Origin of the sequence: Nocardia sp. NBC_00508, from assembly GCF_036346875.1 — a bacterium.
GTDB lineage: Bacteria > Actinomycetota > Actinomycetes > Mycobacteriales > Mycobacteriaceae > Nocardia.
Window position 1 is genome coordinate 3,033,035 of sequence record NZ_CP107852.1, and the last position, 13,188, is coordinate 3,046,222.

Consider the following 13,188-nt stretch of genomic DNA (forward strand, 5'->3'; position numbering starts at 1 on the left):
CGCTCAGCGCACCGCGTGCTGGATCTCCCGCTGCGGCTGCTGCGGTTCCCGCACGCTCGCGAACCACGTCGCATGGAATGCCGCGGCCAGTCCGGCCAGCAGCCCGAGCACCACGGTGCCCGCCAGCACCGGGTAACCGGCCATCGGCACGGCGAGGTACCGGTAGGACAGCAGCAGCGCGGCCAGCACCGCCGCACCGCCGGCCACCAGCCGGATCCGGAACCATCCCCAGCCGCGCTCCGGCTCGCGCAGCGCCGAGTCGACCGTGAGGCACAGCACCGCACCCGCGACCAAGTCGACGCCGTAGTGGTAGCCGAAGCCCAGGGTGGCCGCCAGGGTGGCCAGCAGCCAGAACGCACCGCCCCAGCGCAACCAGCTCGGCGCGAGCCCGCCGTCGGTATCGCGCCGGGTGTGCAGGAAAACCGACAGCGCCCAGGCCGTGTGCATCGACGGCATGCAATTGCGCGGGGTCGCCGCATCGAACGGCAGCGGCACCGGATTCCGGTCGATCGGCGGCACCACGCCCGGCCAGTAGTTGCCCAGCTGCAACCCGTTGCCGTCCGGCCCATAGGCGAACATCGGCCCGACCACCGGGAACAGCACGTACACCAACGGGCCGATCAACCCGAGCACGAGAAACGTGCGCACCAGGTAGTGCGAGGGCCAGCGGCCCGACGACACCACCCCGCGCAGCTGCCACACGGCCACGACGATCGCCGCCACCGGCAGCTCGATGTATACCCAGTGCAGCACCGCGTAGACCCCCGGTCCGAGCGCGTCGATCGCGCGGCCGAGCACCCAGGACGGATCGCCCAGCGCGTGGTCGGCCAGCATCACGTACTCGTCGAGCACTGTCGGCCTGCCGATCACCGTGACGTGCAGCCACACGTCGCCGACCTTGGTGGCCAGGATGAGCAGCGCGCCGAGCGCGGCCGAGCGCAGTGCGTCGCGCCGTTCGACGCCTGTCCAGCGCAGCCACGCCAGCAGCGCCAGTCCGGTGAGCACGATCACGGGGCCGTTGCCGATCGCGAACGGCTCTCCGGCCAGCAACCGGGCGCCAGCCCACACCACATCGATGGCTACCGCGACGCCCACCGCGACCAGCCTCCGCCGGACCGAAATACCTACCAGCGCAAGGATCAACCCGGCCCACGGAACCGACATGGATTTGGGCGTGCCGACATAATCCCGCCACAGGCTCTCCAGCGGTCCTTCGAAACCCTGTCGAATGGCGATCACCTGCAACGCGATCAGCAGAGCCGGCACCGCGGCCACCGCCGCCCCGACCCGCACCCGGGTCCGCGGCTCGCGACTGCGCACGACCGCGCTTCCTACTCTGGATCCCGGGTTTTCGACAAGCACGACGACCATAGTAAACAGGGGGTGAACGGCGTCCCCCTGCCCAGCTGAACAGCAACCGACCTATCCGCGGCGCGTCGCTACTGGTTCAGCTCCTTGACCAGCGCGTCCACCACCGCGACCAAATCACCCTGCGACGCTGCGGCAACCCGGCGCTGCCGCTGATATGACGCGCCCCGCTTGGGGATCTCGGCGACCAAGGCGAGTTCGTCCGCACAGCCGATCCGCGCCGCTGTCGGCTCCAGCCGGTTCAGCAGGTCGTCGAGATCGTCGGTGACCAGCCGCTCATTGTTGTCGGCGTCGGTGATGATGATCGCGTCCAGCCCGTAGCGTGCGGCCCGCCACTTGTTCTCCTGCACATGCCATGGCGGCAGGGTGGGCATGGTCTCGCCCTCCACGACGCGCCGATCCAAATCGACGATCAGGCAGTGGATGAGCGCGGCCATCGCGGCCAGTTCGGCGCGGGTGGATATCCCGTCGCACACCCGCACCTCGATCGTGCCCCACTTCGGCGCAGGCCGAATGTCCCAGTGCATGCCGCCGAGCTGCGTGAACACACCGGTCTCGAGCTGGTCGTGCACGAAATGCTCGAACTGCGTCCAGTTTTCGAACTGGAACGGCAGCCCCGCGGTCGGCAACTGCTGGAACATCAGTGTCCGGTTGCTGGCATAGCCGGTGTCCGATCCGGACCACATCGGCGAGGACGCGGACAGCGCGAGCAGATGTGGGTAGGCCAGCAGCAACGAATTCAGGATCGGAAAGACCTTGTCGCGGTGCGAAACTCCGACGTGCACATGCACACCCCAGATCATCATCTGGCGCCCCCACCACTGAGTGCGCTCGATCAGCTCGTCGTAGTGTTCCGAGCGGGTCAGCTGTTGGGCCGACCACTGCGCGAAGGGATGCGTACCGGCGCAGAACAGGTCGACGCCGAGCGGGTCGGCCGCGCGCCGGACGGTGTCCATGGTGCCGGACAGATCCTCCACCGCCGCGCCGACGGTTTCGTGCACGCCCGTGACGATCTCCACGGTGTTGCGCAGCAGCTCCTTGGTCACCTGCGGCGTGCCGTCGTGGGCATGCAGGTCACCAACGGAATCGAAGACCGCCGCTGCGGTATTCGACAGGTCGCGGGTCACCTTGTCGACCAAGGCGATCTCCCATTCGACCCCGATGGTGGGCCGGGGCGAGCCACCGAAGGGAACGTGTTCGATTCCTGCCCCGGCCATATGGCACCGTTCTACTGGATGACGCCGCAGGCGACCCGGCCGCCCGCATCGCCGGTCGCCAGTGTCGTCTCGTCCGGACCCGCGACGCCGTCGGCGCGGACATAGCGGTTCGGGATGTTGCCGAAGTTGTCGGCGTTGGCGTGGATGATCAGGGCCTTGCCCTTGACATCGTCCAAGCTGACCGAGTCGGTGGTGGTGACCAGCTTCGCGGCGCCGTCGGAGCGCACTTCGAGCGAGGTCAGGTCACCGCTGGCCGGGTGCGCGTTGGCGCTGCCGACCTGCAGGTGGCCGCCGGCCGAGAGGAAGTCGCCCGCCGGGCCGCCGGTCGGGGCGACCGAGTTCGGCTCGCACTTGCCCACCGAGTGCACGTGCAGGCCGTGGAAGCCGGGACGCAGCCCGTGCGCCTCCACGGTGACCTGGAGGTGCTCGCCGTCCTTGGCGAAGTGAGCGGTGCCGACCGAGGCCCCCGAGGGATCCTTCAGCTCCACATTCACCCCGGGGTTGGTGTGCGGCGTACCGTGCTCGGTACCCTGCTCGCCCGCCGGTGCCGGGGAACCGGTCCATACCGGCGGAGTCGTGCCCTTGACGTCACTCGACTCCTGGCTGTTCGTGCAGGCGGCGAGGCCGAAGACCGCGACCGCGAGCAGCGGGGTCGCAGTCCGCCAGGACGGGCGTCGAGTAGTGGACGGGGCCATCGGGGAACTCCTTTACGAGTACCGAGTTTACGAGTAAAGCTGGGTGGACACGTTCGTTACCGGACAGAATGATGCCACGCCCACCGTGTCGCGCCCCTGACCGGGCCGCCCACTCATTGCCCGTCCGACGCGCGCGAACGGCGGCTACATCGGTCAGTTACCCGTGACGATCACCGTTACACCCGGCGCCGAGTCCCCGATCGCGCTCGACTTCGGTGCGACGGCCGCGTCGAGTTCATCCGCGATGGCCTGCGCCGCCTCCTTGTCGCCGGGCGAATTGCCGTAGTACACCGTGGTTTTCGCGATAGTGGACCCCGGATAGTTCCCGGTTTCCGCGATCGTCCACCCGTTCGACGAGAGCTGGTCCGCCGTCTTGGCCGCGAGCCCGGCCACCATGCTGTTGTTGAGCACGCGTACCGGCACCGAACGGGCCGCTGTGGTGCTGGTCGCCGCGATAGTGGAGGAGGCGGCCGGGACCGGCGCCTTGGGCGCCGTCGTGCTCGCCGGGACCTGGGGAGCCGCGCTCGCGCTGGAGGTCTCCGGCTGACTCGGTCCCGAGGCGTCGGTGTCGGCGTCGGAATTCGACAGCGACATCGCGCCGAGACCTGCGAAGACGATGGCCAACGCGATCAGCACCATCGCCAGGGCACGCAACGGTGGCCCACCGGAGGTGGGATTCGGGTAGCTCACCCTCGCGAGCCTAGTCGCACCGGGTGGGTCGAGGCCCGCATCGCCGGGTCAGACCTGGAAGCCGAGTCGCCGCGCCGCCCGCGCCTTCTGTCTGCTCGCACGGAGTCTGCGCAGCCGCTTCACCAGCATCGGATCCACCGACAGCGCCTCGGCTCGGTCGACAACGGCGTTGAGTACCTGGTAGTACCGGGTCGGCGACATGCCGAACAGCTCGCGGATCGCTTCTTCCTTCGCCCCCGCGTACTTCCACCACTGCCGCTCGAAGGCGAGGATGTCGAGTTCGCGGCGGCTCAGACCGTGGCCGTCGCCCTGCTCGGCATGCGCCGATTCCGCCGTGACATCGTCGCTCGCGGAAGGGCCGTCCTCGATCTCGGAAAGATTCCGTGCCGCTGCGCCGTCCATCTCGCTCCCTCGCCGAGTGACCACCAGACGAAAATGACGCTTGTACGTCGCGGAACATTCAACCACGCGCGCCGCGAAACGCCCGGTCCACGGCGCGGCGTGTTCGCTACCTGCCGGTAGCGGGTGCGTCGCACTCGAGGCACCCGAAGCGCTGTGACGAGGAACCCACGGCAATAATTGGCCCATGGCAATCCTCCCGATCGTGATCGTAGGCGACCCGGTTCTGCACAATCCGACCGAGCGCGTCACCCAATCGCCGGAGGAATTGGCTCCGCTGATCGCGGACATGTACGACACGCTGGACGCGGCGCACGGCGTCGGACTCGCGGCCAACCAGGTCGGCGTCGGGCTGCGCTTGTTCGTCTACGACTGCCCCGACCTCGGCGCGGACGGCACCGCGACCCGCCGCCGCGGGGCGGTGATCAATCCGGTGCTGGAGACCTCGGAGATCCCGGAGACCATGCCCGACCCGGACGACGACGAAGAAGGGTGTCTGTCGGTGCCCGGCGAGCAGTTCCCCACCGGCCGCGCCGAATGGGCCAAGGTGACCGGCACCGACGAGCACGGCAACCCGGTCGAGGTGGAGGGCAAGGGTTTCTTCGCCCGCATGCTCCAGCACGAAGTGGGCCATCTCGACGGGTTCCTCTATGTGGACGTGCTGATCGGACGCCACGCGCGGGCGGCGAAGAAGGCGATCAAGCGGAACGGTTGGGGCACACCGGGTTTGAATTGGCTGCCCGGCACCGACGCCGACCCGTTCGGGCATGACGACTGACCCCGGCGCCGGCCTGCCCGATATTCCGCTCGGCCGCCGCGTGGTGCTGCGCTACCAGCTGCCCGCGGGCTATCCGCAACCGCTCACCGATGTGATCGGCGAACTCGTCTCGCTGGACCCGCCGACCGTGCGCGGCGCCGACGGTCAGGTCGTCTCGGTGGCGCCGGACCGGGTGATCGCGCTGAAAGCCATTGGCCCGCGGCCGATTCGTACCAAAGAGATCCGCGCTCTGGAGGCCGCCGCGGCCTACGCCTGGCCGGGCGTCGAGCACGCCTGGATCGACGGCTGGCTGGCGCGCGCTGGCCACGGCTACACCGGCCGGGCGAATTCCGCTGTGCCGCTGGGTAGCTCGGAGCGGTCGGCTGTCGTGTCCGTGGAGACACTGCACCGGATCAGCGAGTGGTACACCGCGCGCGGCCTGCCCCTGCAACTCGCGCTGCCCGATCGGCTCGCCCCGGTGCCCCCCGGCTGGCACAGCTGGCGGGAGACGCTCATGCTGGCCATCGATATCGATAGTTTCATTCTGCCACAGGGACCTTCGATGGTGCGCATCGCGCCCGAACCGAACGACGACTGGCTGACCATGCACCGCCACAGCGGCGAAGACCCTGCCGCGCAGGAGGTTTCCCCTCCCACGCCGCTTCCCGAGGTGCTGACCGCGGTCCACGACGGCGAGCTCGGCTTCGCCTCGCTCGGCCTGCCGCGACCGATCGCGATCGGTCGCGGCGCTCTCACCACCGCGCCGGACGGACGGCGCTGGGTCGGCCTCACCTGCGTGGCCGTCGCCGCCGCGCACCGCAGGCACGGACTGGGCTCGCTGGTCTGCGCCGAGCTGCTGCGCTGGGGCGGCGACCGCGGCGCGACGCACGCGTATCTGCAGGTGGAGGCCACCAACGTGGCCGCCCGCGCGATGTACCGCGAGCTGGGCTTCGTCGAGCACCACGCCTACCGGTACGCGGCACCGGAGCCGCTCGCCGAACCCGGCGGCCTGCGGTAGAACGGACCTGTCACCCCTCGTGAAGGAAGTGCTTTCGTGCGTCTCGCCACCTGGAACGTCAACTCGATCCGCTCCCGGCTCGATCGCGTCGCGGACTGGCTGGACCGCCAGGACATCGACGTGCTGGCCATCCAGGAGACCAAGTGCCGGGACGACCAGTTCCCGTTCGAGCGCTTCGACGAGCTCGGCTACGAGGTGGCCCATCTGGGCATCAACCAGTGGAACGGGGTGGCGATCGTCTCCCGAGTCGGTCTCACCGACGTCGAACTGGCCTTTCCGAACCAGCCGGGCTTCGACCGGGACGCGGGCGAAGCACTGATCAGCGCGCCGGTGGTCGAGTCCCGCGCGATCGGAGCCACCTGCGGCGGCGTGCGGGTATGGAGCCTGTACGTGCCCAACGGCCGCACACCGCACGATCCGCACTACGCCTACAAGCTGGAATGGCTTGCCGCGCTGCGCGACAACGGCACGCGCTGGCTGGCCGAGGATCCGCAGGCGAAGATCGCGCTGGTGGGCGACTGGAACATCGCGCCGACCGACGACGATGTGTGGTCCGTGGAATACTTCGCCGACAAGACACACACCTCGCAACCGGAACGTGACGCCTTCAACGCCGTCATCGAGGCCGGGTTCGCGGATGTCATGCGTCCGTTCGCGCCCGGACCCGGCGTCTACACCTACTGGGACTACACCCAGCTGCGTTTCCCGCGTAAAGAGGGGATGCGCATCGATTTCATCCTCGCTTCCCCGGCGCTGGCCGCCACCGTGACCGACGCGATGGTCGACCGCGAGGCGCGAAAGGGCAAGGGCGCCAGTGATCACGCTCCGGTGATCGCCGAATTCACCGACCACCCCCAGCACTCGTGATCCGGCCGACGCAACCGCCCTACCCGCGCCGGACCAGTGGGAATCGGCCGACCGGCACGGTTGGATCGAGCGGCATGGGTAGCGATCCGGCCGCGCAGCGGCAGCGCGCGCAACATCTCGGCCCGCAGCGCCGCCGCCCGCAGGTGCTCGACACCGCACTCGCCATCGCGGTGGAGCACGGCATCGCCGCGGTCACCATGGCGGCCATCGCGGAGCGCATGAACGTGACCAGGCCGGTGGTGTACGCCTGCTTCGCCGACCGCGTCGAGCTGATCGGGGCGCTGATCCAGCGCGAGGAGAACTACCTGATCAGCGGCATGCTCGAGGTGGCGACCCCGCGCGATGTCGACGCCGACGAGACCGTGTTCGTCGCGGGCTTCCGCGCACTGCTGGCGAAGGCCGCGAGCAGACCCGACGCGTGGCGGCTGATGTACGGCAATCCCGATCCGGCCGTGGCGGATTCGTTCGGCCGGGGCCGCGCGCTGACCGTCGAGCGCTGCACCGGACTGTTGCGGCCGACCTTGCGCGCCTGGGGCATCGAGGACGCCGAGCGCAAGCTGCCCGTGCTGGTGGAGCAGTGGGTGTCCGCGGGCGAAGCGGCGGTGCGCACGCTGCTCGCCGACCAGGACGGCTGGACACCGGAGGATCTCGGTGCGTTCGTCGGCGCCGCGGTCTACCGGGCGCTGCGGAACGCCTGAGCATCCGGCTGACATTTGTTCGATGAACACGGACATTGATAGGCAATTCGACCGGCCAGTGGGCGGTAGTCCGGCAAAGTTGGCGCGACAGGGTCGCGTTTCCGCTCCACCCGCCAAGCCCGATCACTACAGTGGTGATCAACTATCCGACCAGCGGCTGGCGGAGGAACGGTCATGGCGTTCTATCGGCACGTGGGTGCGGTACCGCCGAAGCGGCACACCCAGCATCGCGACGAGCAGGGTCGGCTCTACTACGAGGAGCTGATGGGCGAGGAGGGCTTCTCCGGTGACTCCTCGCTGTTGTATCACCGCGGCCTGCCGCCCGCGCTCGTCGATTCGACGGTGTGGGAGCTGCGCGATCAGACGACGAAGCCGAACCATCCGCTGCGCCATCGTCATCTCCGCCTGCATGCCCTGTTCCCCGGGGACACCCCCGCCGAGACCGATCCGGTGACCGGGCGGCGGCTGCTGCTCGGCAACGCGGACGTGCGCATCTCCTACGTTGTCGCCAAGGGCGGATCGCCGCTGTACCGCAACGCCATCGGTGACGAGCTGGTGTACGTGGAATCCGGCGCCGCGATGGTGGAAACCGTGTTCGGTCCGCTGTCGGCGCGCCATGGCGACCAAGTGCTGATCCCGCGGGCCACGACCCATCGCTGGCTACCCACCGGACCGGAGCCGTTGCGCGCCTACGTAATCGAGGCGACGGGCCACATCACACCGCCCAAACGCTACCTGTCCAAGTTCGGCCAGCTGCTCGAGCACGCGCCGTATTGTGAGCGCGACCTGCACGGACCGGCCGAGACGATCACCTCGACCGGAACCGACGTGGAGGTGCTGGTCAAGCATCGCCCCGGCGGGCAGGTCGTCGGCACCCGCATGGTCTACGCCACCCACCCCTTCGACGTCGTCGGCTGGGACGGCTGCCTGTACCCGTTCACCTTCAACATCGCCGACTTCGAACCGATCACCGGCCGCATCCACCAACCGCCCCCGGTCCATCAGGCTTTCGAGGGCGGCAACTTCGTCATCTGCAATTTCGTACCGCGCAAGGTGGACTACCACCCGCTATCGATCCCGGTACCGTACTACCACTCCAACGTCGACTCCGACGAGATCATGTTCTACTGCGGCGGGAACTACGAGGCCCGCAAGGGGTCCGGGATCACGCAGGGCTCGGTATCGGTGCACCCCGGCGGCTACGCACACGGACCGCAGCCCGGCGCGTACGAGAACAGCATCGGCATCGAGTACTTCGACGAGCTGGCCGTAATGGTCGACACCTTCCGGCCGCTGGAACTCGGTGAAGGCGCGCTGGCCTGCGAGGACCCGACCTACGCGTGGACTTGGTCCGGGCGGGGGCCCGCATGAGGACCAGGGTCGAGGTACCCGCCGAATCCCTGTTCGGACCGGACAACCTGCCCTATGGCGTGTTCGCCCCGATCGGGCAAGACTTCCGAGTGGGTGTTCGGTACGGCGATAAGGTCATCGATCTGGCTGCGACACTTCAGGATCCCGTGTTCGCCGGTCCCGATCTGAATGGGTTTCTGACGCAGGGGCCCGCGCGCTGGCGCGAAGCACGGGAACAGGTCCGGGAACTGGTGGACCGCGAGATCGATGGTGGCGCAGTTCATCCCGTCGCCGATGTGGCGTTGCGACTGCCGGTCCGGATCGGCGATTACGTGGACTTCTACGCGAGCATCGATCACGCGACGAACCTCGGCCGTCTGTTCCGGCCCGAGGGTGAACCGCTACTGCCCAATTGGCGTCACCTGCCGGTCGGCTACCACGGCAGAGCAGGCACCGTGGTGGTGTCGGGCACCGAGGTGACTCGGCCGTGTGGCCAGCGCAGAACCGATTCGGGCGCACCGGATTTCGGCCCGTCCCGGCGCCTGGATATCGAAGCGGAGCTCGGGTTCGTGATCGGCCTCGGCTCGGACCTCGGCGCGCCGGTGGAGATCGACGAGTTCGCCGACCGGGTCTTCGGCGTCGCACTGGTCAACGACTGGTCCGCCCGCGACATCCAGGCGTGGGAGTACCAGCCGCTCGGCCCATTCCTCGGCAAGTCGTTCGCGACCTCGATCTCCCCGTGGATCACCCCACTGGCCGCCCTGGAGTCCGCCCGGATACCCCTGCCGGAGCAATCACCCACGCCGCTGCCCTACCTGCGCGGAACGCAAGACTGGGGCCTGGACATCGATCTCACCGTGATGTGGAACGGCCAACCAGTCGCGTATCCGCCCTACGCCAGGATGTACTGGTCACCGGCGCAGATGCTGGCCCATCTCACCGCGAACGGCGCGTCCACCCGCCCCGGCGACCTGTACGCCTCCGGCACCATCTCCGGCCCCGCCCCGAGCCAGCGCGGCTCGTTCATCGAATTGTCGTGGGGTGGAACGGAACCTGTCCCGGTGAACGACCAGAAACGCACCTTCCTGGAAGACGACGACGAGGTCACCATCACCGCATCGGCTCCGGGCCCACAGGCAGCACGAATCGGATTGGGCGAGGTGACGGGCCGCATCCGTCCCGCCCGCACGCGCTGATACCCCGGAATTGGTACCCCCGGAATCGAGGGCTTAGCAGAAGATCCTGCGGCCAGTACCGTCTCTCACCGGAGGAGTAACCCATCGGGGACCATGTAGGAGAAGGATTATGAAACGCGCGTTAGCCGGACTCGTCGTAGCCGGTGCCCTGTTGATCCCCGGACACTTCGCCACCGCGACCGCAACGGCGTCCCCCGCCCCGGTGGCCGACTCCGGATCCTCCTCGACCGGCTCCGGCTGCACCTCCAGCCAACCACCAACCTGCAGCTCCCCCCTCGCCTACCTGTTCATCCAACTCGTCGAGGCCCTGGCCACCGGCTCCGCCGCCGCCCGCTGACGCGCTCTCGTCGAATCTGCACACGCTGGACCCCATCTGTCAGCACCGACAGATGGGGCGGCGGTTGATCGTCTGCCTACGGGCTATCCAGCCCGGGTTTCCAGCGCGTTGCGGATCAGGTTCCGTGCCTCCTCTCCGGTGACAGACTTTTTCGCCAGCACATCGAAGGCGCGACCATAGAGTGCTATCTCTCGCGGCTGGGTAATGGTGATGCCAGCCGTGTGGCCTTCAACTTTCACTATGCGGTTATCGAACATGAAGAAGTTTTCAACTACAACCAAACCCTCAGCGATGCGCGGCACAATACTCAGCGTTACCCGCGGCATACCGATAACCGAATAAAGCCTGTCAAGCTGACCGATCATCACCTGATCACTCCCGAAGGTAGTGTAAAGCGACTGCTCGGCCAAAATAATATGAAACCGCCTCCCTCGCTGATAAAGGATGCGCTGGCGTTCCATCCGCTTCGAAACGGCTTCGTCCAGGTCGTCAGGAATCTGATAGAACGCTATGACGTTTTTCATGATCGCCGTCGCGTAGTCGGCGGTTTGTAGCAGACCCGACACTACGGCCGGTTCCCAGTTGCGAATGAACGTCGCTTGTGATTCGAGCTTCAGCGTCTGCTGCTGCCGACGCTTCATCCCGGTACCGAGTATCTGCCGCCACTCGATATATGCAGAGTTGATGTTGTGGAGACTGGCGAGAAGGTCTGAAAGCTGATCCCCAGCTTCGGCGTGACGGCAGTAAGCGCGGATGTCGGCATCTGCCGGACGAATGACGCCGTACTCTATTTTCGAGACCTTGGTTTCGTGCCAGCCAGCACGGCGGGCAAGCTCCCGGCCGGTCAGGTTTCCCCGGCGACGTATTTCCCGTAGCCGTTTACCGAGAGCTTCCCGTGCCTCCTGTACCGAATCAGTCACTGGCGCGATGTCACCCGTGCGTATTCAGAGGAAGGTGTTGCCAATGCCCAGAGGCGATCTCTGATGCTTCGGCAGTAAGAGACAATACCAGGGTCGGTCGATACTGCCGAACTACCAACCGCACGACCATCCATGCCCGTAAGGTTGAATGCAACCGCTTCGTTGTCAATCAACCACCAATCGTCTTTCGGCACTTCTCCGGCAAGGCGACGGGGAAGGTATCGGATATCTTCGCCCGCTTCCTCATTGAACGCTGCCATAGCGAGAGACCAGCGATGGTAATCACTATGCGGAACAGTGACGACTCGCACCCTTCTGAACGATACACCACGCGCCGTAAGTTCTTTCACGAAACCGGACCAGCTCTTATACCATTCCCGGTAGTCGAACGGTTCGTTGTTCAAGAACCGTTGGAATGGTTCATCCTCGGACGGAACTCCGTACTCGTCTCGGACTTCCAGGTGGAATGCTTCGTACCGGGATTCTGCCAGAATTTCACGATTCGGCCGGAACTCCACCGAAATACGTCCTTTCCATCTTCGGGACCTCGATAGCGGTTTCGTAAGTCTCCATGGTCAACTGGTCCAGCACCTCAGTCTGCGTGACTGGTCGGCCGGTGAGGGTGAATGTGCCACGCCCGGTGTCGCCGAGCATGGCACCAATGTAGGTACATGGTTCAGCAAACCCTGTCAGCAAGTGTGGAATCTCAACCGTCTCAGGGCGGTCGGTCTTCCACCCCACAACCAGGTAGCTACCCCGGTCAGTGGCGAAGAGCGTTGGGCAGCCGTCGTGGTTCGATCCACCGCTACCCAGGAACCGCAAGCGCATGATGTCTGCTCCTGGCATGGCTATGTTCTCCTGTCTGGTGCTATGCAGGGTCTTGCACCGGTGCCTTCTGATGATCCTGCTTCATCGCCATGTTTGTGGCTGAATCTTCTTTCCTCTGCAAGCTTTTGCATACTCGTGGATTGACCTGGATCTGAGTTCGTAGCGTCTGTGCCCAGCCCACGACGCTAGGAGGACCCTGATGGCTGCACTACCGCAACGCGTTCCGGATACGTCCGACATCCCGGACGGCCCAGCAGCCGAGCCGTTGCCCGCGGAGTGGCTGGACCTCATAGCGGCGGCGACCCGCCGATGGGCCGAACAGACGCCCCGGAGCACGGGTGGAGCGTCCCCGTGCTCCGGTGGCAGCCAGGCCATCTGCAAGATCGGCGCGACCGGCACCCCCGACAGCGGAATGGACATCTAATGCCGGATTGGCACGAATTCAATGCGCCGATTGGCGTGGCAGCAGCAGTCGTCGCGCTGATCGTGGGAGCCTTCTTCCCGGCAAGCAGGTGGTGGCGAAGGCCGTTGCAGGGACCGAGCATCCATTACATCGCAGAGCGTGTCAGCCACGAGGAGTTGTGCCTCTTGGGTTGGCCACCGTTGGGATGGCCAGCAGTGGAGCCGCAGGACCGCCCAGAGTTCAGGCCCGGCGATGCAAATGTGCTCATGCGGGTGCATCGAGAGTGCGATGCGGGCGAGTGCTCATGGAAAACCGCTGCGGTCGAGACGTTGCGGGTCACCGGCCGGATGAAACCGAGCACGTACCGCGACGGCCAGATCATCTCTGACCTGCTGAGCGGGCAGCACGTTCGTGAACTAGGATAGCGAATCCTATTGTGACACAA

The 13,188-nt window shown here is 66.5% G+C and carries 17 protein-coding genes; 9 read left to right on the forward strand and 8 right to left on the reverse strand.

The features are described 5' to 3' along the window. Positions 1 to 3: 3 nt before the first annotated feature. The 5 genes from OHA40_RS13505 to OHA40_RS13525 all read right to left on the reverse strand — a co-directional run bounded on the left by OHA40_RS13505 (position 4) and on the right by OHA40_RS13525 (position 4,372). Positions 4 to 1,371 (reverse strand): phosphatase PAP2 family protein, encoded by a 1,368-nt coding sequence (locus tag OHA40_RS13505; RefSeq protein ID WP_330233388.1) that lies wholly within the window; start codon positions 1,369 to 1,371, stop codon positions 4 to 6. Positions 1,372 to 1,439: 68 nt separating this feature from the next. Next, positions 1,440 to 2,585, reverse strand: a complete 1,146-nt coding sequence (locus tag OHA40_RS13510; RefSeq protein WP_330233389.1) for a glutamate--cysteine ligase — start codon at positions 2,583 to 2,585, stop codon at positions 1,440 to 1,442. An 11-nt stretch (positions 2,586 to 2,596) separates the two neighbouring features. Continuing rightward, positions 2,597 to 3,280, reverse strand: coding sequence for a superoxide dismutase[Cu-Zn] (gene sodC / locus OHA40_RS13515; RefSeq protein ID WP_330233390.1), 684 nt, complete (start codon positions 3,278 to 3,280; stop codon positions 2,597 to 2,599). Between the two features lie 153 nt (positions 3,281 to 3,433). Further along, on the reverse strand, positions 3,434 to 3,970 hold the full coding sequence (locus OHA40_RS13520) for a LytR C-terminal domain-containing protein (RefSeq protein ID WP_330233391.1): 537 nt from the start codon (positions 3,968 to 3,970) through the stop codon (positions 3,434 to 3,436). 48 nt (positions 3,971 to 4,018) lie between these two features. After that, complete coding sequence (locus OHA40_RS13525; RefSeq protein WP_330233392.1) at positions 4,019 to 4,372, reverse strand: DUF3263 domain-containing protein; 354 nt, start codon at positions 4,370 to 4,372, stop codon at positions 4,019 to 4,021. Between the two features lie 184 nt (positions 4,373 to 4,556). Between OHA40_RS13525 and OHA40_RS13530 the strand changes: the two genes are divergently transcribed. The 7 genes from OHA40_RS13530 (at position 4,557) to OHA40_RS13560 (ending at position 10,592) form a co-directional block, all read left to right on the forward strand. Continuing rightward, a complete protein-coding gene (locus OHA40_RS13530) occupies positions 4,557 to 5,147 on the forward strand; it encodes a peptide deformylase (protein ID WP_330233393.1) in 591 nt (196 codons plus the stop codon). Continuing rightward, the gene (locus OHA40_RS13535; protein ID WP_330233394.1) at positions 5,137 to 6,144 is read left to right on the forward strand and encodes an N-acetylglutamate synthase, CG3035 family; all 1,008 of its coding nucleotides are present in this window, start codon (positions 5,137 to 5,139) and stop codon (positions 6,142 to 6,144) included. The genes OHA40_RS13530 and OHA40_RS13535 overlap by 11 nt, the downstream gene beginning before the upstream one ends. 36 nt (positions 6,145 to 6,180) lie before the next feature. Beyond that, positions 6,181 to 7,011 (forward strand): exodeoxyribonuclease III, encoded by an 831-nt coding sequence (locus OHA40_RS13540; protein ID WP_330233395.1) that lies wholly within the window; start codon positions 6,181 to 6,183, stop codon positions 7,009 to 7,011. A gap of 74 nt (positions 7,012 to 7,085) precedes the next feature. Then, positions 7,086 to 7,709: a TetR/AcrR family transcriptional regulator gene (locus OHA40_RS13545; RefSeq protein WP_330233396.1), complete on the forward strand. Its 624-nt coding sequence runs from the start codon at positions 7,086 to 7,088 to the stop codon at positions 7,707 to 7,709. A 174-nt stretch (positions 7,710 to 7,883) separates the two neighbouring features. Further along, positions 7,884 to 9,080: a homogentisate 1,2-dioxygenase gene (locus OHA40_RS13550; protein ID WP_330233397.1), complete on the forward strand. Its 1,197-nt coding sequence runs from the start codon at positions 7,884 to 7,886 to the stop codon at positions 9,078 to 9,080. Next, the gene (fahA, locus tag OHA40_RS13555) at positions 9,077 to 10,255 is read left to right on the forward strand and encodes a fumarylacetoacetase (RefSeq protein WP_330233398.1); all 1,179 of its coding nucleotides are present in this window, start codon (positions 9,077 to 9,079) and stop codon (positions 10,253 to 10,255) included. Before OHA40_RS13550 ends, fahA begins: the two co-directional genes overlap by 4 nt. A 109-nt stretch (positions 10,256 to 10,364) precedes the next feature. After that, a complete protein-coding gene (locus OHA40_RS13560) occupies positions 10,365 to 10,592 on the forward strand; it encodes a hypothetical protein (protein ID WP_330233399.1) in 228 nt (75 codons plus the stop codon). A gap of 83 nt (positions 10,593 to 10,675) precedes the next feature. Here the strand turns inward: OHA40_RS13560 and OHA40_RS13565 are convergent, their stop codons facing one another. From OHA40_RS13565 to OHA40_RS13575, 3 genes are read right to left on the reverse strand one after another with little or no spacing between them, the layout of a single operon-like run. After that, entirely contained in the window at positions 10,676 to 11,512 is an 837-nt protein-coding gene (locus tag OHA40_RS13565; protein WP_330233400.1) for a helix-turn-helix domain-containing protein, read from the reverse strand. Then, positions 11,509 to 12,030 carry a DUF6879 family protein gene (locus tag OHA40_RS13570; protein WP_330233401.1) on the reverse strand — a complete coding sequence of 174 codons (522 nt, stop codon included), beginning with the start codon at positions 12,028 to 12,030 and terminating at the stop codon, positions 11,509 to 11,511. Before OHA40_RS13570 ends, OHA40_RS13565 begins: the two co-directional genes overlap by 4 nt. After that, positions 12,008 to 12,166 (reverse strand): hypothetical protein, encoded by a 159-nt coding sequence (locus OHA40_RS13575; protein WP_330233402.1) that lies wholly within the window; start codon positions 12,164 to 12,166, stop codon positions 12,008 to 12,010. The genes OHA40_RS13570 and OHA40_RS13575 overlap by 23 nt, the downstream gene beginning before the upstream one ends. A 373-nt stretch (positions 12,167 to 12,539) precedes the next feature. Between OHA40_RS13575 and OHA40_RS13580 the strand changes: the two genes are divergently transcribed. Both OHA40_RS13580 and OHA40_RS13585 read left to right on the forward strand, forming a co-directional pair. After that, entirely contained in the window at positions 12,540 to 12,764 is a 225-nt protein-coding gene (locus tag OHA40_RS13580; RefSeq protein ID WP_330233403.1) for a hypothetical protein, read from the forward strand. After that, positions 12,764 to 13,168, forward strand: a complete 405-nt coding sequence (locus OHA40_RS13585; RefSeq protein WP_330233404.1) for a hypothetical protein — start codon at positions 12,764 to 12,766, stop codon at positions 13,166 to 13,168. The genes OHA40_RS13580 and OHA40_RS13585 overlap by 1 nt, the downstream gene beginning before the upstream one ends. Positions 13,169 to 13,188 lie beyond the last annotated feature (20 nt).

Excerpts from the sequence above, each read along its gene's own strand:
- fahA (WP_330233398.1), top strand. The coding sequence starts at position 9,077 with ATGAGGACCAGGGTCGAGGTACCCGCCGAATCCCTGTTCGGACCGGAC.
- OHA40_RS13510 (WP_330233389.1), bottom strand. The coding sequence starts at position 2,585 with ATGGCCGGGGCAGGAATCGAACACGTTCCCTTCGGTGGCTCGCCCCGG.
- OHA40_RS13525 (WP_330233392.1), bottom strand. The coding sequence starts at position 4,372 with ATGGACGGCGCAGCGGCACGGAATCTTTCCGAGATCGAGGACGGCCCT.
- OHA40_RS13545 (WP_330233396.1), top strand. The coding sequence starts at position 7,086 with ATGGGTAGCGATCCGGCCGCGCAGCGGCAGCGCGCGCAACATCTCGGC.
- OHA40_RS13560 (WP_330233399.1), top strand. The coding sequence starts at position 10,365 with ATGAAACGCGCGTTAGCCGGACTCGTCGTAGCCGGTGCCCTGTTGATC.
- sodC (WP_330233390.1), bottom strand. The coding sequence starts at position 3,280 with ATGGCCCCGTCCACTACTCGACGCCCGTCCTGGCGGACTGCGACCCCG.
- OHA40_RS13575 (WP_330233402.1), bottom strand. The coding sequence starts at position 12,166 with ATGCTCGGCGACACCGGGCGTGGCACATTCACCCTCACCGGCCGACCA.
- OHA40_RS13550 (WP_330233397.1), top strand. The coding sequence starts at position 7,884 with ATGGCGTTCTATCGGCACGTGGGTGCGGTACCGCCGAAGCGGCACACC.
- OHA40_RS13585 (WP_330233404.1), top strand. The coding sequence starts at position 12,764 with ATGCCGGATTGGCACGAATTCAATGCGCCGATTGGCGTGGCAGCAGCA.
- OHA40_RS13535 (WP_330233394.1), top strand. The coding sequence starts at position 5,137 with ATGACGACTGACCCCGGCGCCGGCCTGCCCGATATTCCGCTCGGCCGC.
- OHA40_RS13505 (WP_330233388.1), bottom strand. The coding sequence starts at position 1,371 with ATGGTCGTCGTGCTTGTCGAAAACCCGGGATCCAGAGTAGGAAGCGCG.
- OHA40_RS13580 (WP_330233403.1), top strand. The coding sequence starts at position 12,540 with ATGGCTGCACTACCGCAACGCGTTCCGGATACGTCCGACATCCCGGAC.
- OHA40_RS13530 (WP_330233393.1), top strand. The coding sequence starts at position 4,557 with ATGGCAATCCTCCCGATCGTGATCGTAGGCGACCCGGTTCTGCACAAT.